A 24,566-nucleotide genomic window follows, 5' to 3' on the forward strand; every position below is an offset into this window, starting at 1 on the left:
ACAATCGTGGGGGTTGAAATACCCCCACGATTTCCTGTGATTAAAGGGGGTTAATCAAGATGATTCATCGATGGAAGCACTTACTTACTCTTTTGTCAGTGTCGCTTTTGACTGTTTCTTGCAACTCTACCGATGCCATTGATTTGACAGATGGTTCCTATGGGGTGATCTACACTAGTTCCTTAGGGAAGGACAGCGTATTTGCTGTCGTTGATGATGAAGGGGATATCCGATCTTCTGTTGATTTTAAAGCGATGGGTGTGTTTCAAATCGGTTCTGATGGAAACGGAGGATTTTTATTTCCGGCCACATTAGATGATGACATGCGTGCGCATATTGATAAAAGCGGAAAATTATCATTGGGTAGCTACGATGTACATACCTTTGCTGACACCCAGCAAGGTGTACAAGTCATACTTTATAATACTAATCTTGAAACCAATACAGTGGAAATTCGTCGGGGAAACCAAGTAAATCGGACGACCGTTCCCAGCCTTACCCGGAGTGTACTCGTTCATCAGTCTGAAGTTTATGTGTTTGTTGATGAGGATAAAGGAAGCTACATCTATATTATCGAGATAAAAACAGGAAAAATACGAAAGAAGATTCCTATCAAACCGACCGATGTAGGAGCGGCGGATGATATGAAGATGTTTCAAGGAAAGATTGTGGCTGCTACACAGGAGGATGGGGATAAGTTGGTAGTTCTTGATCCGGAGACTCATAAAGTTAAAAAAGTGATATTGGACGAAGACATGTATGTATATCCCCAATTTGTGGCTACGGACCAAAAACATCTTTATGTAACAACGGAAGAGGGGTATTTATATAAATTGGATCAAGGGTATCAAGTGAAAAAAAAGGTAAGGGAAGCGAGTGAAGAGGATGACATTTACCTTCAAAGAGTGTATGTAGATGATCGATACGTATACACACTGTCGATCATGCCCCGGGGGAAAAAGAAGGCGGGGTATATCGGCATTTTTGATAAAGAAACTTTGAAGCGAAAGAAAAGGATTGAATTACCTATTATCAGGGATTCAATCGGAATACAGGACTTTGTACTTCTCAACAAAGAATAGTTTTTTATAGCCTATAAAGTTTAACGATAGTCTGATCGTATAATTGAATCAGGGGGAAATAACATGCATATCGAGGCAGGAACGATTCTGGTAGACTTTCCGCTGTATTCACTTTTGGCGGGGATGATATTCCAAATCTGGCCGAAGCGTCTTTGGGTGGGGCCTTTGCTCGTTTTTCTCTTTCAAACGTATATGGTGTACTATTTTCAAGACTTGGAATGGTTTATGTGGGTGGGTATTAATACGATACTTAGTTTTCTCGGTGCCTTCATGGTTTACGGCATTCAACAGTTGATGAAACGGATTAAGAAACGGGATCCTAAATGAGTCCTATCGGGTTTCGACGTTCGTTATAATGACTCTAGCTGAATGTTGGCTTTACCTGATTTTTTGTAAAAAAACTTATAGTTCAAAAAGGAAGTAAGAAGCAATTAGGGTTCTGAGTTATCAAACCGAAAGGTCGTGGTTGCTCCACAATATTAGGAGCTAAATTACGATCTCCCTAATATAAAACGCCCGCCATCTAGCGGGCTTTTCGAATTGGAGCCTACTAGTACGGATTGAACGGTTATTTGCACTTTTCCCAAGCCATAAACAAAAGAGGATTAACCTTAGTAAAAAACTTACTGGTACGTTGAAACTGAATCGCACGGGTTTGACGGGAGCAGCACTATTGTAAACGATTCCTGTCAATCTTTTGTGTTCTCGTATTCGGGCATAAAAAGTCCCGGAATCGTTTCTTCCGGGACAATATACCTACAATCGGTTTTTTCACTTTTAATCACGCAGATCATTGAGCAGTTCGGTAAGATTGGGTCGAACATAGGTCAGATTATCGTCGTCCCACTCAAATTCGTGATCGTAAAAGACGATCGGTGGATGACTTTCTGAGATACGAAAATCATAACAAAAGTAGTTTCCACCTGGGTCTGTAGCAATTGGTATAACCTTTTCAGGGAGACGTTCGCGCTTCTGAAAAGCTTTCACTGTGCTTACGATGTTAAATTCTTGGTTTGGTAGCAAGTCAATAAGCATCTCAAATACTTCTTCCTCGTCATTAAAGTCAATAACGTTAGGCTCAATCAATGCACCGTTGTACTTCTGTACAATTTTTTTGTATTCTTTTGGAAAACTAATTCCTAAAGCTGCCTCGACCTCTTTAATCTCATCCTCCGTAAGGTTTGGTTTGGAATGTTTGCTTACCCAACTAGTATCGAAGTAAACATTCACTTATTATTTCCTCCTTTTAGTTGTCCTTTCCCCCATAAAGCATAACCGCCAGTATGGTCTGTATCTTTGTGTTTTACCCGATCTACTAACTGCATTTTACCGACTTCTTGATGGTGGTGCCATGTATAGTTGGGTGGCTTTTTCTTATGATCTTCAATGAATTTTAGCTCATCCTTGGTAAATCTTGAACGGATTTGTGCATCTTTCTTTACAGCGACAGCATTATATAACTCCTTATCCATTTCTCTAAAATGAGAGTTTCTGCTTCTTAGAAGAGACTCTTCTTTTAGTTGGAAGTCTCCTTTTGAATCAAATATTGGATTAGCATGTTTATCATATGGTACACCCGTATCTGGATGTTTTTTACCGGCATATTGCTGATTTACCATCCTTGTTTTGCGTCCTGTTTCATTAGACCGTGCATAAAGCTTCCCATCTTCACCGCGAAAATATTTGGGTGCTTCGACATTATTATATACTGGCTTACTAACAACGTTGGGGATTTCAATATCGGCTTTATTGGCCGCCTTAATCCCCGCCATCGGTCCGGTAGGGGTGGCGGCATTCATCAATTGTGTACCAAAGCTACCCCCGACCAACATCCCACCGGCGGTCAACGCGGCGATTCCGGCATTTTTCCAATTCAGCTTGCGTCCGTGTAGAAAGTCGTCCGCCAGGCTTTCACTTCCTCCAGCGGACATACCGCTTGCCAGCGCAGGAAAACGGGTACGGATAAAGTTGCTAGAAGCAGCCCGTGACAAACCTGCCATGAGTCCCCTTCCTACGACGTTTCCAACCCCTCCCCCAATCGCTCCGGTTAACCCGCCAAACATGGCTGCTTGGGCTATCTCTTTGGAATCAGACCCGCTATAAGCCGCAATCCCACCGCTCACTAAAGCCCCAACGAGGATGCTACCTCCAATGAATTGACCACCCGGAACAAACATCAGTCCTACGCCAGCCGCAATGGTTAGGCCTGCGCCAATCTCTTCCTTATGCTCCTTGGTCCACTCCCAGGCCGCCTCCGCGCCGGATTGAATTCCATCCCATGTGTCGGAGGTAACTTCTTTGGTGCCCTCCCAAACATCATTTGCTTTTTCTTTAAACCCGTCCCAGGCTTCCCCGGCTTCTCGCTTCAACTTGCTAAAGAAGCCTTCATCCTTTGGCGGTTTTTCGTCGGACTGACTCGTATCGTTCGTTTGCTCCCAAGAATACTCCCAGTTATAGTCATGAAAGTTCATCGGGTTTAGCGAGGGATCGCTTTCAGGAAGTTGATCATCCGCCGGATTGATTACGCTGTCGGGTATGTACCCGGATGAGTCTTTATCGGATTTTTTGTTGGAAGCCACTTCGGTCTCATTACATTCTTGTGTAATGACACACTCGATCTTTTCTTTGAGGGCATTCTGAACCTCGTTACTTTCAAAAACCGAGGTAAGAATCATGCCCAATAGAGCAGCCCCAGCCATGACAGCCACATATTCAATTGTTTGAGACCCACGCTTGTTCAATATGATTTTACCGATCCAACTAAACCATTTGTTCAATCCCCTCTCCCCTTGTATAAGATTTTCCGTCTATCATCTTATACGGATTTTGTCAATTGGTAAATAGAACCTTTCCATAAAAAACCGGACAGGGTTTTGATTTTATCCCTGTCCGGTGTTACCGCTAGTGCCCCTTCTACCAATATCGATCGTGTTTACGTGGAGGGAGGCTTGGTTTTCCGGCGGAGTCGACTCTGCCACGCATGGAGCGAAGACGGAAAACCAAGCCGACTGACTTGTCCTCGTAAAGGCCATGAAAAACAGATCGAAGTTACCTGAAGGGGCACTAGGTAGCTTTATTTAAAGCCGCCTCGATTGTCATCTATATCAGCTTTAGTGAAGGATGTACATAAGTAACCACATTTCGAAGAGGAAAAGCCATGAACATTAGGGTCCTACCTCATACAAAAGACTTCCTAGAGAAGGAATGACCAAGTACGGCTATATTCTTGCCGGACTTGATCGAATTGAAAAGGAAACAAAAAAATTTATATCGAAAGTACAACTTTTCCCCCGGTGTACATAGATAAGGAAGGAAGTAGAGGGGGGATGAAAACGACATTGGATGATTGGGTGGAGTGAAGTCCCCGGAATCTGCATCGAACGGCTGCCATTTCAGTTTGCCTCAAAGGTAAATAATAGTGCATAAAACGAATAACAGGCTGTACTTTAAAATTACACAAATTTAATTTTATATATATAAAAAATAAACGACAAAATCGTTTGAAAAATGAATCAAACATGATATATTTAATCGTAATAAGAACTGGGAGGGAATTATTTTTGAGTAAACAAACAGGCGGGTTGGATTATCTAACCTTTTTTTCAAAGGACGATTATGCACGTCAACCGGTTCCGATAGGAGATAGACGCGGCTGGTTTCCAATGATCCTGGTATGGTTCGCTTTGGGGACCGACATTGTCGCGGCACTTATCGGAAGCGTTCTCGCTCAAGGGCAAACAGTCATGATGGCGATCATTGCCGTAGTGATCGCCAACGTGATTCTGGGCGTCATAGGCGGGTTGTGTTGTTACATAGGAGCGACTACCGGTCTGCCTACGGGAATCATCACACGCTTTGCTTTTGGAGAAAATGGTGCAAAAGTGGTTACTTGGGTGATTATGCTGGTCTTTTTCGCTGCTTTTGGTGTGACGGTGGGTCTCTTTGGTGAGTCACTTCATTACTTGTTACTGGAGGTTTTTGGGATCGAGATCCCCGTCGCTTGGGCAGGTGTGATAGGCGGAGTATTGATGACGATCACGGCCACAGTGGGCTATATCGCGATCGAACGTTTAAGTATCGTGGCGTTCCCCTTAATGCTGTTTTTAATGGGTGGTCTGTTCGCAACTGTGTTGGGAACGGAAGGAAAAGCAGACATCTTAACGGCTCTTCCGCGAGGTGGCATCACCATGACCTTAGGTTCGGCTATCTCCTTTGTGGTGGCCAGTTGGATGATTATCGTGGTGATCTGCCCCGATATTGCCAGATGGGCAAAGACCAGAAAGCAAGCGTTCTTTTCGGGATTTTTCGGATTTCTGCTGGGTAACAGTATGATGATCACCTTAGCGATTTTTTTAGTACGAATCACGGGCATTGAGGATGTCATCGACATCTTTCTCTCTATCGGATGGGGGCTATTCGCGATTATGATCCTGATTCTGGCCCAGTGGACCACGAACGACAACCTGCTCTATTCCAGTGGTCTTGCCTTGTCCAGTCTGATTCGGTTCCTGCCTAAGTACGCGTTAACATTAATTGTTGGGGTTGTTGGGTCAGCAATTGCTTTCTTCCAAATTCACAACTATTTCTTGGTCTATATTACTCTGATGGGGTCGCTGCTTTCCCCCATTGCGGCCATTTACCTCGTGGAATATTTCTTTTTGAATCGGCACCGTTTTATGTTTGCATTCATCCAAGATAAAAAAGTAGCGCCGGTATACTGGACGGCTATCATTTCCTGGGTATGTGCATCATCCGTAGGAATCATGACAACACCGGCAGAAGAAGGCGGACTGGGATTGTTTACGATTACGACCGCCTCCAGCATCGATACCTTCTTGATTGCGGCTATTCTGCATTTCGTGTTGGGTAAGTTCACTTCCCTGAATCGACCTCAGAAGGAGGAGACCGCCCATGCTTGATTTTGACATCCGTACGGCTGATGAGCACCCGGAGCTCATTCCCCGGATAGCGAAACTGTCCCGTGAGTTATTTCCCCGGTTCATTTTTGAGGGGGACCGGGCGATCCGGGACAGCTGGGATCCATTTTTAGAATCTTTCCCTAGTTACCAATTTGCACTTTTCAAAGACTATGAGATGGTTGCGGCTGGAGTCACGAGTCCACTGTGGTGGGATGGGAGCAGTGAGGGTCTTCCTGATAGATCAGCGAACCTTTACCCTCGTGAGGAAGGCGAATTCAATGTTTGTTGTGCGTTGGCAGGATTGGTTGTCCCCAGCGCCCAAGGAAAGGGTCTCAGCCGGAGCATTCTTTTGGTCATGCGGCGAATCGCGGAGCAGCACGGTTTTTCTTCACTCATCGCCCCTGTTCGTCCTAATCACAAAGAACGGTATCCCCTGCTGCCGATGAAGGATTATATAGAGTGGCGGCGGGAAGATGGATACTTGTTTGATCCCTGGATGCGGGTACATGAACGTTTACATGCTTCCGTTCATCGGATCATGCCTGAAGGAGTGCGAGCAGAGGGAACGGTTGCGGAGTGGGAAGAATGGACAGGGATGCGGTTTATGAGTAGTGGTTCGTATGTGGTTCCCGGTGCTCTAACCCCAGTAGAGATTAATGTAGAGAAAAATGAAGGGGTTTATATTGAACCGAACGTATGGATGGAACACAAAATTCCCCAGTAGAATAAGTGGATATCCGCAAAAGACAGGCTTCTGCTTTTTTAGATAAACCGGGTTGGACCACCCGGTTTTTTTCTATGAAAAGAGGTTTCCATGAGCGTGTGCTCCTTCTGCCAATATCGATCATATTTTCTTTGGAGGGAGGTTTGGTTTTCGGCGGCGTAACTGGCCACGCATAGAGAGACCCAGGGGCGAATGGGACCGAGGCAAGACTTTGCTCTATGAGTGCATGGGAACTTAAGACGAAAACCAAGACACTAGCGTGCAGGGACAGGAAAAACAGATCAAGTTAACAGGATAGGGCACTAGAAAATCCCAGGTCCGGCGTGTAGACTGTCGGGCTGTTCTTGTTGAAAAAAGAAAAATAAAGCTGTAGATGAAACTTTTTCCTCCTATGAACGTAAATGAAGAGGGAGGGCCGAGGGGGGGAGAAGCGAGTTGGATGATTGTGCAGGGCGAAGTTTTTCGGATTTGTGCGTTATCTTAGCTTCGAGACTGTTGTGGTCCCGAGTCTTTATCCGAATTCAACGATTATATCAAGCCGGCAAGTATCAGTGCCGGAGGAAAGGGTGGAATTCAATATGAGTGAGGACTTCAAAGAAAAATGGAAGCAGTATCGCGAGGGAACACTCACCGAAGAGGAACGGGCAGAGGTCGAGTTGGAACTGGAAAAGCTGGAAGCCTATCAGACCTACCTAAAGGAGCGGAGGGAGAAAGAGGAGTCACTTGTACCGAAGCGGGTTCAGTGGTGGAGAAAGTGGGGTCCCCGTTTACGAAGAGGAGCCCTGGTGACAGCGATTCTGTTTGTTGTGGGGATCGTACTCACCGTGCTGACAGCAGTCTATTATGACTCGGGAGACCGGTTGGAAAATTACAGTGACGTCGCACAAGCCACCGTTGCTCTTACGCAGCCCAATGTGGAGACGGGTGGTATGAACACCTCCACTGGTTTCTTCTTTAAGCTTAATCTATCCTCGGATCTAAAAAAGCGAATCGGAGATGAATTTACTAAGGCGGGGACACTGGATGTCGATCTCTTCTTTAATCGGGTGTCGGATCGGAGATGGGACTGGCGATTGGATGAACCCGGTTGGGAACCGTTCCATGAGGCGGAGCAGAATGACGGACTAGGCTGGAGCAGATTGGAGAATCTGCCAAAAGGAACGGTTGTCGAGGCCTATCTGGCTTTTGATCGTCCCTATCAAACCCAGGAAGTGCTGGATCACATGAACCCATACCGCTTCCTGCCGGTGTGGTACGCGGTAGACACCGGGGAGGAAAGTGGTAAATGGGAGGAAGACGACTGGTTGGACGAGCGAATCGGATTTCCCCATGAGGGGATCTGGTTGGATCGGTTTGCTGAATCAAGGGAGGAAACCGTAGAAGGCCGCTTCTTTTTCGGGCTGGGGACAGTCACCTCTGAGTCGATTGAATTTCCGGAGATGGACGAGTACGGCAGTGCCGACATTCGCGAACAAAATTTTATGGATACCTTCCGGTTTGTGGTTGATCATGCCGACATGGCCGACCAAATCGTGGGATTCCCTACCGTGCGTTGGGAGGAACGCTTCCGCTATGTGGAACAGAACGGCGTTCAGATATACGGCGCCGTCATCACCGGTCCGACGAAAGAAGTGTTGAAATTGAAGGAAGAGAAATGGGTAAAAGGGGTGCATGTGGGAGAAGTGAGACTGTGGAATTGGAATTGGGGGGATGCGGATGAAACCTGATCACTCTCCCATCCAGGATGGCGTGTTAAGGATCGGTTTTATTTGATGCAAATCGAAACCCCGCTTTTCCAAAAGAAAAGCGGTTTTTTGTTCATTACTAAAACTTAAAAATACATACCCATTCGGACAAAAGTATCATACCCCCGCCTTAAATGCTTTATTTGTGATGAAAACGGGATTGTCACATGTTATCAAAACCCGTCGAATCCTGTCTAATAATAGACAAACTATTCAGTCGATGTTAAAATACTAAAGTCAAATGGATCATTTTAATAACGGAGGATGTTCATGATCGCCACGAATATTGCCAGGCATGACTATGCGCGTTCTCCCGTTCCATTGAGTGAACGGCGAAGCTGGATTCCTATCACCTTGATTTGGATGGGTGTGGGGATCGATCTGTCGGGGGTGGCGCTGGGTTCAGCATTGGCTCAAGGGATGAGCTTGGGAAATGTGATAATCGCCGTCGTCATCGGTTCATTTATTTTAGGGATTTTAGCTGCCTTATGCAGTGTGATCGGTGCCAGAACGGGTTTGTCCATGGGGATGATCGTTCGCTTTACGTTTGGGGAGTGGGGAAACCGGCTGGTTTTGCTGGCAATGTTGATCGTGGGCTTCGGTTGGTTCGGTGTGCAGACGGGATTGTTCGGATATGCGGCTAACGCAGCCATATCGGGAGCGATCGGGGTGGAGATCTCCGCCCAGTGGCTCACCATTGTCGGCGGCTTGTTGATGACCCTGACCGCCACATTGGGGTATATTGCCATCGAACGGTTAAGTGTGGTGGCGATCCCGTTTGTCATCACGTTGCTGGGTTATTTGTTGTTTCATGTGTTCAGCCATTCGGAAATTAGGCAAACGATGTGGGAGGCGCCTGCTGGTGGAGGGCTGGGACTGGGGATGGGAATCTCCCTGGTTATCAGCGGCTGGGTGATGGGGACTTTTTTGGCGGATGTGGCCCGGTGGGCACGGTCGACGAGAGATGCGGCCCTATCGGGATTTTTCGGTTTCTTTATCGGGAATATGATCATGCTTCTGTTGGCCACCTCTCTCGTCCACCTGATGGGGACCGATGATGTGATTATCGTGATGATTTCCACGGGAATGGGGACCTTTGTCGTTCTGTTCCTGCTGTTGGCACAGTGGACCACCAATGATAATGCGTTGTATTCACTCGGTTTGGTGATGGCTTCTATGGTTCGTTCCATCCCGAAGCCCGTTCTCTGTATTGTGGCGGGGCTGGCCGGCACGACACTGGGCTTTTTGGGTATTGCCGACAACTTCACCACGTTCCTGACGTATATCACTCCCTTTACCGCTCCCATCGGGGGGATCTACCTGGTTGAATACTTTTTGATCAATCCTTCCCGGTTCCATTTTGCCTTTGCCAAGACACCGAAGATTCCCGCGCTGGTTTGGCATACCATGCTGGTGTGGGCGGCGGGAGCCTTTGTCGCTTTTGCGACTACCCCGGATTTGTTGGGCTGGTTTGCCCTAACCCATGTACCGGCACTGGATGCGGGATTGGTGGCGGCGGCTCTTCATCTCATGATCGGTAAATTCCTTGGTCGATTGCGGAAAAAAGAAGATTCTTCTTCACAAGAGGAGAGTGCATCAACATGAAGCTGTTTTCACGAAAGGATATGCTTTCTTCCGAGAGAGCAAAACCACAATGGTTTCAAGATGAGTACCGACACTTTCACGACACTGTCACCGATCCGCAGTTCCCTTGTTACCTGGGTACGCAGGCGGAAAAGAACGGAGAAGTCTACTACACCTACGTGGAAGAGGATTGGTCGGACCTGCCCCGCACGATCGAGGCATATATGAAAGTGGATCGGCAGAGCAGGGGGGCGCCCTTGACATTGGCTGCTTTTTTTAAGCCGGAACCATCGGCGCGATCCTTGAATGAATATAAAAACCGGTTTTGGGAGGTTCTCCGTTTCCTGCACAAACAGGATCCAAAGCCATGGCCGGAGGACAAGCCGATCGATCCGGATGAGTATCTGTGGCTTTTCTGCTTTAATGGAGAGTCATTCGTCGTTTTCGCCAATACTCCGCTGTATGAAAAGAGAAAGAGCCGTAATCTGGGAAACAGTCTGGTCATCGTGTTTCAACCCCTGGCGTTGTTTGCGGCATTTATGCCCGGCAAATCGGCCGGTGTGAAAGCCCGCAGGAACATTCGCGCCAAGATTGATGCCTATGATGAAATACCGATCCATCCCGCCTTAGGTGATGAACAGGGTTCCATCCAGCACCCCTGGCAGCACTTTTTCCTTCCCGACGATAACGAACCGGTACAAGGTAAATGTCCGTTTCAACCCCATCGGCAAAAGAAGCTTCATCGAAGGTGACAACAACGGCACAACCCGCCGCCTTTTCGACTGGAGCGATCCATTCGTATAACCCTGAGCCTATTGCTATTGTCCCTGCAAGAAACTTCGATCTGTTTTTCTTGGCCTCACATGGACAAGTCGGGCGGCTTGGAGATCCGGGCTTTTGTTTTCACTATCAAAATAGTTGGTATTTTATTAAGTAATAGACTTTTTTGTCAGGAAATGTGATATGATTACGAATTGAATGGGCGTTCATTCATTGATGGAACCATATGTAGCAGGCGGGATCCGTCACTTTTTTCGATATTTTTCAACACAGAGGAGAGAGAAATGGAACGAGCGATACAGATCGTAAGCACGGCAAAATATTTGCCAGAGCAGACGGTGACTTCGGAGATGCTGGATGAAAAGCTGGGGCTGCCGCCGGGTTGGAGTTATAAAAGTTCCCGTGTGCGGACGCGGTGGTTTGTAACCGATGAGACATCGTCGCAGATGGGGGCTTATGCGGCGGAGGAAGCCCTTCGCCGGGCGGGATTGGCGGTGGAGGACATTGATTGCATCATTTCCGTCAGCGGAACGATGGAGCAGCCGATCCCCTGTCATGCTGCTCTGATTCACCAGCGGCTCACCCAGGGAGTTCCTCCCGTTCCCGCTTTTGATATCAATTCCACTTGTTTGAGCTTTATTACGGGATTGGACCTCGCTTCCCACGCGATTCAGGCGGGGCAATACCACCGGGTCTTGTTTGTGGCTAGTGAGATCGCCTCTATCGGGTTGAACTGGGAGCAGAAGAAAAGCAGTGTGCTGTTTGGTGACGGGGCGGCGGCGGTGGTGGTGCAGAAGAGTGCACCCGAAAGTCCGGCGCGCATCCTGGCTTCCCGCATGGAAACATACAGCCAGGGAGCCGATTATACCCGGATCCGAGGCGGGGGCACCCGATATCATTCGCGTACCAATCCGCCGCCGGAGTATTTTCTGTTTGATATGGACGGAAAAGCGGTCTACCGTATGGTTGCCCGTTATTTGCCCGGGTTTGTGGACCGGCTGCTGGCACAGGCGGGGGTGGGCATCGATGATCTCGACTTGGTGATTCCCCACCAGGCCAGCGGGATCGCCATGGAGCTGATGCGGAAAAAGCTCGGTATTCGTGAGGAAAAGTATATGACGATTCTGGAAGACCACGGCAACGTGATTGCGGCATCCCTGCCGATGGCGTTGCATGAAGCCGTCCAGCAGGGGCGCCTTGCCCGGGGCTCCCTCGTGTTGATGCTGGGGACATCGGCGGGCACGTCACTCGGAGGTGTCGTGCTTGCGTACTAAACCGGCGGTACTGATCACCGGCGGCCGGGCGCCGGTCGCCCTGGATCTGGCCCGGTTGTTCAAACGGGCCGGTTACCGGGTGTTGGCGGCGGAAAGCATGAAATACTCGCTGCTATCTTTTTCCCAAGCGGTGGATCGTTGGTTTTCCCTACCGGGTCCCAACCGGGACGAGGCCGGTTTTGTCGAGGGGCTGGTTTCCCTGATTCGGCAACATGGGGTGGATTGGCTGATTCCCACCTGTGAGGAGACTTTTTTTATTGCCAAGCACCGAAAGCGGCTGGAGCAGGGTTGTCGGGTGTTGACGGATCGGTTGGAAACGCTGGAGCAACTTCACCACAAGGGGTCCTTTATCGAGGAACTGAAGCGGGCGGGAGAGCATGTCCCGAAAACCGTCGTTCTTCATCATCGGTCGGAGTGGAAGCGTGGTGTGGAGGAGGTTCCTTTTCCGGCGGTCCTAAAGCCGGCCTACTCCCGATTTGCCACCCGGGTGCTTTTTTTGGAGGAACCGCCGGAGGAGCCGCCGGTTTCCCTGGAGCAACCCTGGGTGCTTCAGGAGCGCATTGCGGGACCTCAGCTGTCTGCTTACGCGGTCGCCTACCATGGGAGGCTGGCGGCTTACAGCTGCTACCGGACGGTGTATACGGCGGGGCTCGGTTCCGCCTTGACCTTTCGTCATGAGGAGGAGCCGCAGGTGTATGAGTGGGTGGACCGGCTGGTGAAGCGGTACGGCTATACCGGACAGATCGCCTTTGATTTTATTCAATCAAGGGATGACGGCCGCTTCTATCCCTTGGAATGCAACCCGCGCGCCACCAGCGGGATCCACCTGTTTACGGAGCCATCGTTGGTGGAGGCGATGGTTGGCGGGGACTGTTCCTCTGTGGTGATCCCCGCTGCGGACACCAAAACGATGTTGGTGCTTCCGATGGTGTTGTACGGGTGGCGGCAGGGGAAGCCGTGGAATTGGATCCGGACTATGGCCGCCCATCGGGATGTCGTCTTTGATTGGAGGGATCCGGCTCCCTTTTGGGGGCAGGGTCTCTCCCTGTGGCATCTGTGGCGAACCGCCCGCAAACAGCATCTGCCGCTGTTGAAGCTGACCACCCAAGATATCGAATGGGAGGGGGAAAACGATGGCACTGGTAACCGGGGGTACCGGTTTTCTCGGACAAGCCTTGGCGAGGCGCCTGCATCGGTCGGGGCGAAAGGTAACGGCTTTCGGGCGCAATGAGGCGGTCGGTGCCAAACTGAAAGAAGAGGGCATCCGCTTTATACAGGGCCGGCTGCAAGACCGCCAGCAGGTAATGGAAGCCTGTGCGGGGCAGGATGTCGTGTTTCACTGCGGTGCGCTCTCCTCTCCTTGGGGACGGTACCGGGATTTTTACGAGAGCAATGTGATCGGGACAGAACGGGTGATCGAAGCTTGCCGCAAACAGGGAGTCCGGCGGTTGGTCCATGTCTCCACTCCATCCCTTCTCTTCCGTTTCGACGAACGGTTGGATGTAAAAGAAGACGCCTCCTTGCCGGGCCGTTTTGCCAACCACTACGCCAAAACAAAATTTCTGGCGGAACAAGCGGTGGACCGGGCATACCAGGAGGGCCTTCCCGTCATCACGATCCGGCCCCGCGCCTTGTTTGGTCCGGGGGATACGACGATCCTGCCCCGGCTGATTGCCGCGAACCAACGACGGTTCATTCCCTTGATCGATCGAGGGAAAGTGTGGATAGATCTGACCTATATCGATAATGCTGTGGACGCTCTTCTCCTCTGTGAAACGGCCCCCGAATCCTGCCTGGGTCGGAAGTATCACATTACCAACGGGGAACCGGTCCAGCTGATCGACGTGTTGCAGCAACTGTTCGCGAAGCTGGATCAGCCTCTTCGCGGTAAACCCGTCTCCTACCATCAAGCCTTTTATGCCGCCTGGATCATGGAGTGGACGGCCCGTGTGGTTCCATGGATGGAGGAGCCGCCGTTTACCCGCTACACGGTGAGCGTCCTGGGGAAAAGCCAGACCCTCAACCTGGATCGGGCGCGACACGAACTGGGATACCAACCCCGCATCCCAATTGCTGAAGGAGTGGATCGATATGTCCGCTGGCACCGCAATCACGGTTGAATCCACCCTATTTAGCACCGGCTATTGCCGGCAAATCGAACGGTTGAGCCGCCGGGATGCCCCGTTTCGCCTTGCCTCTTTTCACGCCCTGGCCGTGTTGATCCGCCATCCGACGGAGGGGTTTCTTCTGTTTGATACCGGTTATGCCACCCATTTTTTCAGAGAAACCTGCCGGTTTCCCTATTCGCTCTACCGCCGGATCACACCGGTGGTGTTCCGGCAGGAAGACGCCCTGACGGAACAGTTGCGGGAGCGTGGCATTTCCCCGACGGATATCCGGTATGTCTTCTTATCCCATTTTCACGGGGATCATATCGGAGGGGTGCGGGATTTCTCCCAGTCGGTTTTCATCTGCTCCCGGGAAGCGTATCACCACATCCGGGACAAACGGGGGATGGCCGCCATGCGAAACGGATTCGTCCCCGGTTTGTTGCCCCCGGACTTTTCCGAACGGGTCCAATTTATCGAAGAGAAGGACCCCTTTCCTTTTCGGGAGACTTACGGTGTATTCGACACCGTTTTCGACTGGTTTGGGGACGGGTCGCTGTTGGCCATCCGCTTATCGGGGCATGCCCCTGGACAATACGGACTCTTTTTTGTGGACCGTGACCGGGGCCCCACCTTACTCTGCGCGGATGCGGCTTGGTCGATGGCGGCGATCCGGACGGAGAGTGAGCCTCATCCCCTCACATACAAGGTGATGGGAGGACGAAAGGAGTATCGTCATCATTTTCAACAGCTGGTCGATTTTCACCGCAAGAATCCGGCGGTGCGAATCGTTCCATCCCACTGCCCGGAAGCGTTGACCGCTGTGAAAGGGGTGGAAGCATGAACCTGTTTCGTCTGTCTTTTGCGTACATACGGACCCGGCGGGTGATGGCTGTCCGGTCCCGCCGTCAGTTGGAAGCTCGCCAGCTGCGGCTGATGCGTCGCCATTTTGGTTTTGTCCTGAAACACTCCCCCTTTTACCGCGACCATTTTCGGGAGGCGATAAGGGGGTGGGACGGATCGGATTTGACGTTTGAGAGGCTTGAGGCATTGCCTTTGATGGATAAAGAGTTGATGATGACCCATTTTGACCGATTAAACACCGCCGGAATTCAAAAGGAGGAAGCGCTGCGCTGCGCATGGCAAGCGGAGGAAACGAGGGATTTCACCCCCCAGATCGGAAAGGTGACGGTTGGCTTGTCCTCCGGCACCTCCGGTAACCGGGGGTTGTTTCTGGTCAGTCAGGAAGAACGGGAGCGGTGGGCCGGCACTATTTTAGCCAAGGTTCTCCCCCGGGGATTGGCAAAGAGGGAACGTATCGCTTTTTTCCTGCGGGCCAACAGCAATTTGTATACCTCGGTACGGCGGCGGCGATTGTCGTTTGAATATTACGATCTGCTGCATTATCTTTCTGTGCATGTGGAGCGGCTAAACCGGCAACAGCCCACCATTCTGGTGGCCCCTCCTTCTGTGTTGTTATCCTTAAGTAAGGAACAGGCGAGGGGGAGATTGGCCATCCGGCCTGTCAAAGTCGTCTCCGTGGCCGATGTCCTGGACAACCGGGACCGGGAATTCATAGGAGAGCAGTTGGGGAAGCCGGTTCACCAGATTTATCAGTGCACGGAAGGGTTTTTGGCCGCCACTTGTCCTTTTGGTACGCTTCACCTCAACGAAGATCTCGTCCATATCGGGCGGGAGTGGATTGATAAAGATAGCGGGCGGTTCGTCCCCATCGTGACCGATTTTTCCCGCACGACGCAACCGTTCATCCGCTATCGGTTAAACGATGTCCTGGTATTAAAAAAAGAACCGTGCCCCTGCGGATCGGTCTTTTCCGCGATCGCGCGGGTGGAGGGGCGTTGTGACGATATCTTTTATCTGAAGGACCAAAAAACAGCTCAAAACAAAGCGGTGTTTCCCGACTTCATCCGGCGCGCCGTCTGGCAGGCGGGTGAGGAGGTTGTCCAATACCGGGTGGTTCAACAGGCTCCTGATGCCATCACGGTCGCCTTTGAAGAGCAGAGCGGAACGGATCGCAAACAGGCGGAAGAACAGATGCGGGCCGCCATGATCCGGTTGTTTAACCGTTTGGACGTTCAACCGGCCACGATCCGTTTCACTTACTACCAACCTCCGGCAGCGGACAAAAAGCTGCGGCGGGTGGAACGGATGTGGTCCCCATGACCCCCATCCGTCTACACGACTCGAATGCGGCGAAAGGGTTGGACTTTTCCCGCTACCGCCATGGAGAGGCGGTCCGGGACTATTGGATCCCCCTGATGAGGAAACCCTCCACCTGGATCCGCAATATAGATACCCGCTGTCTCCTTTTGGAAGTAGATGAATGGCTGCTGCCCGTCACCGTCAATGAAGAAGAGTATGACAACTCCTATGTCTGCTCACCCCATACACAATATATCGGCTATGTGCGCGATGAGCTGCGGATCCTGGAGAATCCCCTCCTGCGCATGGGGGTGCAGGCCGGGCTGGCTCCGCTTGGAGGGTGGATGAGGCGGGCACGGATCAACCGCATCGTCTTTGTTAACAACTGGCTCCTCTCTACCAATCTGCATGTTCCGTTATCCCGAACCCGGACCCATCAGGTGGCCCAGTTTCTGCAGGAGCGTTTTCCCGACCATGCGATCGCTTACCGATCCTTGACGGAACTCTTGCATGCCCAGTGGATGCAGGACTTGACCGATGTGGGTCATGACCTCATTCCCAGCCGTCAGATTTATCTCTTCCACAAGGATGACGACCGCCGTCTGTCACGGCGAGAGCGTAGCCGGATGAAGCAGGATCTCCGCTTGTTGCAATCCAGCGATTATGAGGTGATGGAACCGGAGGCGATCCACGCCGACGATGCGGAGCGGATCATAGACTTGTACGAACAGCTTTATATCCATAAGTACTCGCGCCACAATCCCCAGTTTACTCCGTTATGGATTCGCCGGGCACTGGAAACCGGATTTCTTCATATTCAGGCCTTGCGCAAAGAAGGCCGCATCAACGGCGTGATCGGCTATTGGATTCGGGATGAGTGGATGACCGCCCCTCTTCTCGGGTATGACCGGACCCGCCCCCAAAAAGAAGGCCTGTACCGGATGCTGACGGCGCTTCTGACGCTGGAAGGAAAACGGCGGGGGCTCCATCTGCACTTAAGCGGCGGAGCCGGCAAGTTCAAACTGTACCGCGGGGCAGCATCGGCCATCGAATACAGCGCCGTTCTGACCCGTCATCTTCCCGTCCATCGCCGGATAGCGTGGCGGGCGTTAACCCTCATCCTAAAACAGGCAGCGGTGCCGCTGGTAAAAATATATCAGGCGTAATTTTAAGGGCTTCTCATGGGATGAGAAGCCCTTAAAACTGGACTTTTATAGTTGTTCTTTTAGGCTGGACGCTATTCTTTGTTGTGAATGAGACGCTTAAAGAGGACTGTACATAGAGGGTTAAGATATAGAGCCCGTGGTATAATGAAAACTAGGAGGTGTCTTGGATGGCTGTAAACAAAGAAGATGCCCATAAACTCCTTGATCAATTGAATGAGAAAGAAACTGAATATGCTGTCAGGATCCTCAGCATTGTTCTTAAGCATCCTAATCAGGAAAAGCTGATGGAAGAAATTGAAGAATATCTGGATGATCTGGATCTGGTCGAGCGATTTGGTGATCGAGCGAACGCTTCCCCCGATCAATTCAAAACTCTTTCGGAAGGAATGACTATGAAAGAACTCCTTGAAGAGTATCGGAGGAACAAAAAATGAAGATCCAGTTCTTCGAGGGGTTTCAAGAGGATTTAGACCGGGTTGCCATAGAAGCCGTGGAACCCGATGAAGTACTCTCTTGTATTGACAAAGCGATCCAAGAGATCATAAAGCATCCAGAGCATGCTGCTATTTTAAAGGAACCACCACTGATTGGCTTTCGCAAAAAGAAATTTCATTCCAACCTACATCCGCAGGAAGGATTTAAACCTGATCTGCGGTTAATTTATTCATACGATTCAAAACAGGAACTCATCTATATTTTCGGGTGTGGTTATCGCAAACTCCGGTCAAAAGAAGATGTGTATGAGTTTATGAATCAGCGGATTATGGGTGAGACAAAGGAATAATCATAGGGGATACTAGGGCCCTGTGTGGTCATTCATTTTTCCGTGGGAAAAAGGTGTGGCTAGCGGAGAGCCTTTGCACTCATAGAGCACAAGTCTCGCCTGGTTTACTTCGTTCCAGGTCTCGCTATGCACTTTTTGCAACGAAACGAAGACAGCCATACCAATCCGGTATCGCGCCTTACGGATTGTTCAGACACGCCCTAAAAAGCAGCAACTTTTAAAATGAACAAGTTAAGCCGCCTTTAGGCGGCTTTCTTTACTACTCTCTATTGTATCTAACCATGCACTTTCTCCTTCTTATACCACTCCCGCAGGCGACGGATTTGTCCCTGGTGGTACATCGAGTGCCCCGCCATATGCCACAGCACATACCGTACACTGGCCGGTTCCGGCCACCAGGGCACGGTGACGGAAAGGGTGGCGTCCGTTTCGGTGCGCGTCATCAGGTACTCATGAACTCGGTCAAGGACACTTCGGTAAGAAGCCAACAAAGAGTCCACCGGCTGACCGTTTACGGTGGGCAGGCGTCCGTCTTCGGTACGGTCGGGGCCGAATTCATCGATTAATTTCTCAGAGGGCTCCCCCTTGATGCAATATAGGTAGCCGAGGTCGGTAGCGGCAAGGTGTTGGATCAGCGTGCCCGTCGAGTTTACCTCTCCGGTCGGACCCCGGTAATCCACTTCGTCTTGGCTCATATCGCTGACCAGTCGGCTCAGCCTGTGAAACGCGTCTTCCATCAAACCAAACGGAACGGACAAATCTTCTGGCAGATTGGGACTGGTAAGATCCCGCATGGCAGGGCCTCCTTTAAGACTATTGTTGCAGATCGACCTTATCGAAGTTTTTTCCTGTCAGGTGATTCCAACTCCTCTGGGCTGTGGCGGGTGATCCCACTATCGTCTATTAAGGCCTGTCTGGTGATTTAATCTTCCGTGAGTAGAAGGGAGGGTCGGTATGGCTGGCGGAGAGCCTTTGCACTCACAGAGCACAAGTCTCGCCTAGGTCACTTCGTTCCTGGTCTCGCTATGCGCTTTTTGCAACGAAACGAAGACAGCCATACCGACCCGGAATCTTGCCTTACGGATGTTCAGACACACCCTAGTGGATTTTGCTTTACGTTTTCTTTGGTGGCCCAATCCACTTCCACGTACGATCAGGCTCTTGAGTAGGCGGTAAACGATCATCCCCCGGCTCCATGGTGATCCGTCGGGGGTTAGTAATCTTTTCCCCGCCGGGACCTCTTTCTTCGTATTCACCTGGATGATCCGGTTTTTCCCCGGGCTTTTTTCCTATGATTATCCCTCCTTTTTTCTTGTAATAATTTTCTGGTCATTTCTGTTCCATTATTCGATGATGGAACTCCCTTGTCCTCCCGCTTTGATTGGGTATTCGGCTTCATCTAAAAGTAGGGAAAAAAGAAAAGCATCCCGGAAGGCAGGAATCCTTTTGGTTCATGGTGAATGGAAAAATGGTTTTGGGTGGTATAGATCTTCACAAAAAAGAAGGTGCTTACCTGGATTCAATCGGGCACCGTGAAGAAGCATCATCCGAGTGGAAGCGAGATGGAAGGAAAGAGAGGAGAAAGCGTATGGAAAATCCGAGCTGGCTGTTTGTAATCGCAACAGCCATAGCTGTAGTGGGGATTGTGATTATTTTTAAACAGTTGATCTCCAGAGTGCACGAACAGGGGGAGAAGTTTGAATCTAAAAAAGAATTGGCTTCCTTTTTAATGAAATTGGCAATGGTCGAAGGGATTCCGATCGTTATGATTGCCTTTGGGATGATGCAGATCATGGAGACCACCGGAATCGATTACGTCATACCGCTCATTCTGATTTTTTGCTTCCTGTTGTTTGGCCTGATTCAGATCTTTCTTACCCGCCAACAAGTGAACAACGATCCGCGGACACCGGAGCAAGTGAAGCGATTGGTTTCCGGCTATAGCATATTGGGCGCGGCTTTTGCTTCTGCATTTCCGATTATATCCATTGCACTGATCTTCATGACACAGGAGTTCCAGACCCTGTAAAAGATGATAGGGATGACAAGCGAGCCGGTGCTCACTTCGGGGAAGCTACCGGCCCTAAAGGGATGTAATACCGGAATGAACCTCCCCCGCCTACGCTAACGCAAAGAGGCGGAGGTTTCTTGCCAAGAGGAGTCCAGATGCTTTCATGTGTATAAGGGTTTGCCTCACACACTCGATCGAAGATCGGAAGTCATCTGAATCCCTAAGCAAGCAACATGTACATGTGTACATGGGTCGGAACAGACCATCTACTACTTCACGCTGATGCGATCCGTAGATACTTGCTCCTTTTTGGCGCAATAGGATTGATTTACGCTCTTGCGGGAATGATTTTACGCCATGACCGCTTTTCCTCATGGCAACCCCCTATCATTCGGTTGTCAAGGAACATATGTTCATTATACATGATTTTCGCCTTTCTTTTCCAGAGAAAAAGAAAGGTTTGCCCTTGTCATCCCCACAAGGGGGATTCGGGCAAAGCGCCATTCATCTCACCACCTGAAGAGGTGGGAGACTTCTGGCGCATGACGTTAAACCAAGAAATGAATACGATGAATGAAATCATTAGAACTGGATCAAGAACAGCTAACACCGAAGTTGGACCATGATCCGTGGTTTCTCCCGGATATTGAGAGAAGGAATTGATATTTCGCATGTCGAAGAGTATAGCGGATTACCTCAACAAAGGAGCTATGATCGATGATTTTCATTCAACATGCGGAAATTCGCACGATTGCCAACGGTACCTTGCAACACGCCTCCATCCTGCTCCAGGATGGAAAAATCAAAGAGATCGGTTCCGATCTAGAGCCACTGGCCGGAGCGCAAGTGATCAACGGTGCCGGGAAGGTAGTGACACCGGGGCTGATCGATGTCCATACTCATTTGGGGATATTTGAGGAAGCGGTCGGTCCCGCCGGGGTGGATGTCAACGAGCTGACCAACCCGGCCACGCCGCATTTACGGGCTTTGGATGCCATCAATCCCCATGAGCAGGGCTTTATCGATGCGGTTCAAGCCGGGGTGACCACGGTACAGGTGATGCCCGGTAGCGGTAACGTGATCGGCGGCGAGATGGTGGTGCTGAAAACCCATGGGTCCGTCGTCGATGAGATGGTCCTGTTAAGCCCTTCGGGATTGAAAATCGCATTCGGAGAAAATCCCAAACGCGTCTATGGCGGAAAGGATAAGCTGCCGTCCACCCGCATGGGAATCGCCGCGGTGTTGCGGGAGAATCTCGTCAAGGCACAAAACTATCGGAATAAGTGGGAAAAGGCTCCGGCGGATCCCGAAAAGCTGCCGGAACGGGATCTGAAGATGGAGATCCTGGTGAAGGTGTTAAAACGGGAGATTCCCGTCCGGGCCCATGCCCATCGGGCCGATGACATTGCAACGGCCTTGCGGATCGCCGAAGAGTTTCAGTTTGAACTGACGATTGAACATTGTACGGAAGGTCACAAGATTCCCCAGTGGATCTCAAGCAAAGGCGTACGGGTGGCCGTGGGGCCGACGATGTCCAATCGCTCTAAAATCGAGCTGGGTGATAAAGGCTGGCATACCCTGACGGCGCTGGCGGATTACGATGTTCCGTTTTCCATTACGACCGACCATCCAGTTGTTCCCATCGAAACATTGATCACCGCCGCTGCCTATGCGGTGGCCGACGGCTTGGATGAGGAGCTGGCCTGGGAAGCCATCACCCTGAATGCCGCCAAGCATTTGCAGGTGGAAGATCGGGTCGGCTCCCTGGAAGCGGGCAAAGATGCCGATGTCGTTATCTGGAACGGGGATCCGCTCGATTTCCGGACAAAGGTGGAAACGACGATCATCGACGGGAAGGTCGTCTATCAGCGGTAGCCAGAATAAAACCCCGCACCGAATTATTCCGGTGGGGGGTTATTTTTCTTCGCCTGTTTTACGACAATCTCGTCTTCTTCTACGTCCACTTCAATCGCTGACACGGTCTCTTCTTCCAACAGAAGGTCGGCGATGCCGTCTTCCACTTTCTCCTCGATCACCCGGCGCAGCGGACGGGCACCAAAAGCGGGGTGATGGCCGAGGTCGGCCAGTTTGGCTTTGGCCGCCGTGGTGACGGTGAGGGTGAGGCCTTGTTCTTGAGCGGCTTCATGGACGTCCGCCAGCATCAGGTCGACGATGGCCACCAGGTCGTTCCGGTCCAGGGAACGGAACGGAATGATTCCGTCAAAACGGTTGAGGAATTCGGGACGGAAATAGTCGGAGAGGGACTCCAGCAGGTCCGGGGTCCGGTTTTCCGTCGGATCGCTTCCAAATCCGATGGCGGCTTTGACTTTCGTGTCGACACCGGCGTTGCTGGTCAGGATAAGGACGGTGTCCTTGAAGCTGACGGTGCGCCCTTGGCTGTCGGTGAGACGACCATCCTCCATAATCTGCAGGAAGAGGTGCTGCACATCCGGGTGCGCTTTTTCAATCTCATCCAGCAGCACGATGCTGTAAGGCTGGCGGCGCACTTTTTCCGTCAGTTGGCCCGCTTCCTCATGGCCGACGTATCCCGGCGGGGAGCCAATTAGTTTGGAGATGGAGTGTTTCTCCATATATTCACTCATGTCGAGGCGAATCATGGCCTCCTCCGTGCCGAAGAGCTCCCGGGCCAGGGTTTTGGCCAATTCGGTTTTCCCAACCCCGGTGGGGCCGACGAAGAGGAAGGATCCGATGGGCCGACTGCTTTTGCGCAGACCGGCGCGGTTGCGGCGGATGGCGCGGGCCACTTGGTGCACGGCCTCTTTCTGCCCGATCACTTGGGTGTTCAAACGGTCGGCCAGGTGTTTCATATTTTCACGCTCATCCTGTTGCAGCTGCCGCACGGGGATACCGGTTTTCTCTTCCACCAGCCGTTGGATGGTCTCCACATCCACCACCGCTTCAGAGGCGGATGCTTGATCGGCTTGGGCCAGTTTTTGTTCCAGCTCCCGCTCTTCGTCCCGCAAGCGGGCGGCCCGTTCGTAGTCCTCCAGACGGGTGGCCTCCTCTTTTTCCGCCTGGATCTGCTCCAGACGTTCTTGCAGGTCGTCCTTGTCTCCCGTCTCGTGGAGCAGGTTCACTTTGGACCCTGCTTCATCCAGCAGGTCGATCGCCTTGTCCGGCAGGTGACGATCCTGGATGTAGCGGTGGGACAGGGTGACGCAGGCGCGCAGAGCCTCGTCCGTGTAGCGGACACGGTGGTATTCTTCGTAGTTTTTGCGCAGCCCTTCCAGGATCTGAACAGCTTCCTCCATGGCGGGTTCTTTTACCAGGATCGGCTGGAATCGGCGTTCCAGAGCCGCGTCTTTTTCGATACGGCGGTATTCCTTCAGCGTGGTGGCCCCGATCACTTGGAGTTCACCGCGGGCCAGGGCCGGTTTCAGGATGTTGCCGGCGTCAGAAGAACCCTCGGCGGAACCGGCCCCCACCAGTTGATGGATTTCATCGATGAACAGGATCACCTCTTTTCGTTCCTGCAATTCGGCGATCAGCTGTTTCATCCGTTCCTCGAATTGACCCCGGATTCCGGTATTGGCCACCAGAGAGGAGACGTCCAGCAGGTGGACTTCTTTTCCTTTCAGTTTACGGGGCACGTCTCCTTGGGCGATCTTCAGCGCTAATCCCTCAGCGATGGCGGTTTTCCCGACACCGGGTTCCCCGATCAGGACGGGGTTGTTTTTGTTGCGCCGGTTTAGGGTTTCGATTACCCGGGCCACTTCTTTGTCCCGGCCGATCACCGGGTCGATTTGGTCCGCTTGGGCGGCATGGGACAAGTTTTTGCCCAACTGCTCCAGCAGTCCGCCGCCGCGTCGGCCGCCGGTGGCCGGCTGCCCCTGCGAGGGCTCTTGAGAATCAGGCATTTGGAACCCCCCCATCTGCGGACCCATCATCGAACCGAACCAATCATTCCACGTGGGACCGCTCATTCCAGCGGGGAATGGGATCTGGTTTTTCATCTGTTGATGGCAGTCCCGGCACAGACGCATGCGCTGCGTCTGATGGTTGATGCGCAGACGCAGCTCTACGGTGGCCGGTTGTTGTTGGCATTGTTCACAACGCATACGTAAACCTCCTTTTCATGTGATGAGTATCAGTCGGCATATGCCGTGTCCGTTTTAGTGCTGTCTGGTAATTCAACTTCCCGCAATAATAAGGGAGGGGCGGTGTGGCTGGCGGAGAGCCTTTGCACTCATAGAGCACAAGTCTCG

22 protein-coding genes are annotated in these 24,566 nt (G+C 51.2%); 17 read left to right on the forward strand and 5 right to left on the reverse strand.

The features are described 5' to 3' along the window. The first annotated feature begins 59 nt into the window (after positions 1 to 59). Positions 60 to 1,082: a DUF5074 domain-containing protein gene (locus tag JOE21_RS10475; protein ID WP_309865714.1), complete on the forward strand. Its 1,023-nt coding sequence runs from the start codon at positions 60 to 62 to the stop codon at positions 1,080 to 1,082. A gap of 63 nt (positions 1,083 to 1,145) precedes the next feature. Next, entirely contained in the window at positions 1,146 to 1,409 is a 264-nt protein-coding gene (locus JOE21_RS10480; protein ID WP_309865716.1) for a DUF2651 family protein, read from the forward strand. A 450-nt stretch (positions 1,410 to 1,859) separates the two neighbouring features. Here JOE21_RS10480 and JOE21_RS10485 read toward each other — a convergent pair whose 3' ends face one another. Both JOE21_RS10485 and JOE21_RS10490 read right to left on the reverse strand, forming a co-directional pair. Further along, complete coding sequence (locus tag JOE21_RS10485) at positions 1,860 to 2,312, reverse strand: SMI1/KNR4 family protein (protein WP_309865718.1); 453 nt, start codon at positions 2,310 to 2,312, stop codon at positions 1,860 to 1,862. Beyond that, positions 2,309 to 3,859: an HNH endonuclease gene (locus JOE21_RS10490; protein ID WP_309865720.1), complete on the reverse strand. Its 1,551-nt coding sequence runs from the start codon at positions 3,857 to 3,859 to the stop codon at positions 2,309 to 2,311. The genes JOE21_RS10485 and JOE21_RS10490 overlap by 4 nt, the downstream gene beginning before the upstream one ends. A 783-nt stretch (positions 3,860 to 4,642) precedes the next feature. Here JOE21_RS10490 and JOE21_RS10495 point away from each other — a divergent pair. From JOE21_RS10495 to JOE21_RS10555, 13 genes are all read left to right on the forward strand, one after another. Continuing rightward, complete coding sequence (locus JOE21_RS10495; protein ID WP_309865722.1) at positions 4,643 to 6,001, forward strand: purine-cytosine permease family protein; 1,359 nt, start codon at positions 4,643 to 4,645, stop codon at positions 5,999 to 6,001. After that, entirely contained in the window at positions 5,994 to 6,725 is a 732-nt protein-coding gene (locus tag JOE21_RS10500) for a hypothetical protein (protein WP_309865724.1), read from the forward strand. The genes JOE21_RS10495 and JOE21_RS10500 overlap by 8 nt, the downstream gene beginning before the upstream one ends. Positions 6,726 to 7,303: 578 nt before the next feature. After that, positions 7,304 to 8,452, forward strand: coding sequence for an anti-sigma factor (locus JOE21_RS10505; protein WP_309865727.1), 1,149 nt, complete (start codon positions 7,304 to 7,306; stop codon positions 8,450 to 8,452). 288 nt (positions 8,453 to 8,740) lie between these two features. Next, positions 8,741 to 10,075 (forward strand): cytosine permease, encoded by a 1,335-nt coding sequence (locus tag JOE21_RS10510; RefSeq protein ID WP_309865728.1) that lies wholly within the window; start codon positions 8,741 to 8,743, stop codon positions 10,073 to 10,075. After that, the gene (locus JOE21_RS10515; protein WP_309865730.1) at positions 10,072 to 10,806 is read left to right on the forward strand and encodes a YqcI/YcgG family protein; all 735 of its coding nucleotides are present in this window, start codon (positions 10,072 to 10,074) and stop codon (positions 10,804 to 10,806) included. The genes JOE21_RS10510 and JOE21_RS10515 overlap by 4 nt, the downstream gene beginning before the upstream one ends. A gap of 312 nt (positions 10,807 to 11,118) precedes the next feature. After that, positions 11,119 to 12,108 carry a beta-ketoacyl-ACP synthase III gene (locus JOE21_RS10520; protein ID WP_309865734.1) on the forward strand — a complete coding sequence of 330 codons (990 nt, stop codon included), beginning with the start codon at positions 11,119 to 11,121 and terminating at the stop codon, positions 12,106 to 12,108. After that, a complete protein-coding gene (locus JOE21_RS10525) occupies positions 12,098 to 13,339 on the forward strand; it encodes an ATP-grasp domain-containing protein (RefSeq protein WP_309865737.1) in 1,242 nt (413 codons plus the stop codon). The genes JOE21_RS10520 and JOE21_RS10525 overlap by 11 nt, the downstream gene beginning before the upstream one ends. After that, positions 13,242 to 14,228: an NAD-dependent epimerase/dehydratase family protein gene (locus JOE21_RS10530; protein ID WP_309865741.1), complete on the forward strand. Its 987-nt coding sequence runs from the start codon at positions 13,242 to 13,244 to the stop codon at positions 14,226 to 14,228. Before JOE21_RS10525 ends, JOE21_RS10530 begins: the two co-directional genes overlap by 98 nt. Next, positions 14,200 to 15,060: an MBL fold metallo-hydrolase gene (locus tag JOE21_RS10535; RefSeq protein ID WP_309865744.1), complete on the forward strand. Its 861-nt coding sequence runs from the start codon at positions 14,200 to 14,202 to the stop codon at positions 15,058 to 15,060. Before JOE21_RS10530 ends, JOE21_RS10535 begins: the two co-directional genes overlap by 29 nt. Next, positions 15,057 to 16,400, forward strand: coding sequence for a F390 synthetase-related protein (locus tag JOE21_RS10540; protein WP_309865746.1), 1,344 nt, complete (start codon positions 15,057 to 15,059; stop codon positions 16,398 to 16,400). The genes JOE21_RS10535 and JOE21_RS10540 overlap by 4 nt, the downstream gene beginning before the upstream one ends. Next, positions 16,388 to 17,545 (forward strand): GNAT family N-acetyltransferase, encoded by a 1,158-nt coding sequence (locus JOE21_RS10545; protein ID WP_309865750.1) that lies wholly within the window; start codon positions 16,388 to 16,390, stop codon positions 17,543 to 17,545. Before JOE21_RS10540 ends, JOE21_RS10545 begins: the two co-directional genes overlap by 13 nt. Before the next feature lie 167 nt (positions 17,546 to 17,712). After that, positions 17,713 to 17,979 (forward strand): hypothetical protein, encoded by a 267-nt coding sequence (locus JOE21_RS10550; RefSeq protein WP_309865753.1) that lies wholly within the window; start codon positions 17,713 to 17,715, stop codon positions 17,977 to 17,979. Further along, positions 17,976 to 18,329 carry a hypothetical protein gene (locus JOE21_RS10555; RefSeq protein ID WP_309865755.1) on the forward strand — a complete coding sequence of 118 codons (354 nt, stop codon included), beginning with the start codon at positions 17,976 to 17,978 and terminating at the stop codon, positions 18,327 to 18,329. Before JOE21_RS10550 ends, JOE21_RS10555 begins: the two co-directional genes overlap by 4 nt. A 275-nt stretch (positions 18,330 to 18,604) precedes the next feature. On the opposite strand, the gene JOE21_RS10560 is transcribed toward JOE21_RS10555, so the two are convergent. Next, positions 18,605 to 19,123 (reverse strand): DinB family protein, encoded by a 519-nt coding sequence (locus JOE21_RS10560; protein WP_309865758.1) that lies wholly within the window; start codon positions 19,121 to 19,123, stop codon positions 18,605 to 18,607. A 319-nt stretch (positions 19,124 to 19,442) separates the two neighbouring features. Beyond that, positions 19,443 to 19,628 carry a YjzC family protein gene (locus tag JOE21_RS17785; RefSeq protein WP_374709351.1) on the reverse strand — a complete coding sequence of 62 codons (186 nt, stop codon included), beginning with the start codon at positions 19,626 to 19,628 and terminating at the stop codon, positions 19,443 to 19,445. Between the two features lie 289 nt (positions 19,629 to 19,917). Between JOE21_RS17785 and JOE21_RS10565 the strand changes: the two genes are divergently transcribed. Together JOE21_RS10565 and JOE21_RS10570 are read left to right on the forward strand one after the other, a co-directional pair. Continuing rightward, on the forward strand, positions 19,918 to 20,358 hold the full coding sequence (locus JOE21_RS10565; protein WP_309865760.1) for a hypothetical protein: 441 nt from the start codon (positions 19,918 to 19,920) through the stop codon (positions 20,356 to 20,358). 699 nt (positions 20,359 to 21,057) lie between these two features. Then, positions 21,058 to 22,215: an amidohydrolase gene (locus tag JOE21_RS10570; RefSeq protein WP_309865764.1), complete on the forward strand. Its 1,158-nt coding sequence runs from the start codon at positions 21,058 to 21,060 to the stop codon at positions 22,213 to 22,215. Between the two features lie 23 nt (positions 22,216 to 22,238). Here the strand turns inward: JOE21_RS10570 and JOE21_RS10575 are convergent, their stop codons facing one another. Then, positions 22,239 to 24,419, reverse strand: coding sequence for an ATP-dependent Clp protease ATP-binding subunit (locus JOE21_RS10575; protein WP_309865767.1), 2,181 nt, complete (start codon positions 24,417 to 24,419; stop codon positions 22,239 to 22,241). Positions 24,420 to 24,566 lie beyond the last annotated feature (147 nt).

It is taken from the genome of Desmospora profundinema, assembly GCF_031454155.1.
Taxonomy (GTDB): Bacteria; Bacillota; Bacilli; order Thermoactinomycetales; family DSM-45169; genus Desmospora; species Desmospora profundinema.

Excerpts from the sequence above, each read along its gene's own strand:
- JOE21_RS10475 (WP_309865714.1), top strand. The coding sequence starts at position 60 with ATGATTCATCGATGGAAGCACTTACTTACTCTTTTGTCAGTGTCGCTT.
- JOE21_RS10480 (WP_309865716.1), top strand. The coding sequence starts at position 1,146 with ATGCATATCGAGGCAGGAACGATTCTGGTAGACTTTCCGCTGTATTCA.
- JOE21_RS10500 (WP_309865724.1), top strand. The coding sequence starts at position 5,994 with ATGCTTGATTTTGACATCCGTACGGCTGATGAGCACCCGGAGCTCATT.
- JOE21_RS10505 (WP_309865727.1), top strand. The coding sequence starts at position 7,304 with ATGAGTGAGGACTTCAAAGAAAAATGGAAGCAGTATCGCGAGGGAACA.
- JOE21_RS10510 (WP_309865728.1), top strand. The coding sequence starts at position 8,741 with ATGATCGCCACGAATATTGCCAGGCATGACTATGCGCGTTCTCCCGTT.
- JOE21_RS10515 (WP_309865730.1), top strand. The coding sequence starts at position 10,072 with ATGAAGCTGTTTTCACGAAAGGATATGCTTTCTTCCGAGAGAGCAAAA.
- JOE21_RS10520 (WP_309865734.1), top strand. The coding sequence starts at position 11,119 with ATGGAACGAGCGATACAGATCGTAAGCACGGCAAAATATTTGCCAGAG.
- JOE21_RS10530 (WP_309865741.1), top strand. The coding sequence starts at position 13,242 with ATGGCACTGGTAACCGGGGGTACCGGTTTTCTCGGACAAGCCTTGGCG.
- JOE21_RS10535 (WP_309865744.1), top strand. The coding sequence starts at position 14,200 with ATGTCCGCTGGCACCGCAATCACGGTTGAATCCACCCTATTTAGCACC.
- JOE21_RS10540 (WP_309865746.1), top strand. The coding sequence starts at position 15,057 with ATGAACCTGTTTCGTCTGTCTTTTGCGTACATACGGACCCGGCGGGTG.
- JOE21_RS10550 (WP_309865753.1), top strand. The coding sequence starts at position 17,713 with ATGGCTGTAAACAAAGAAGATGCCCATAAACTCCTTGATCAATTGAAT.
- JOE21_RS10555 (WP_309865755.1), top strand. The coding sequence starts at position 17,976 with ATGAAGATCCAGTTCTTCGAGGGGTTTCAAGAGGATTTAGACCGGGTT.
- JOE21_RS10560 (WP_309865758.1), bottom strand. The coding sequence starts at position 19,123 with ATGCGGGATCTTACCAGTCCCAATCTGCCAGAAGATTTGTCCGTTCCG.
- JOE21_RS10565 (WP_309865760.1), top strand. The coding sequence starts at position 19,918 with ATGGAAAATCCGAGCTGGCTGTTTGTAATCGCAACAGCCATAGCTGTA.
- JOE21_RS10570 (WP_309865764.1), top strand. The coding sequence starts at position 21,058 with ATGATTTTCATTCAACATGCGGAAATTCGCACGATTGCCAACGGTACC.
- JOE21_RS10575 (WP_309865767.1), bottom strand. The coding sequence starts at position 24,419 with ATGCGTTGTGAACAATGCCAACAACAACCGGCCACCGTAGAGCTGCGT.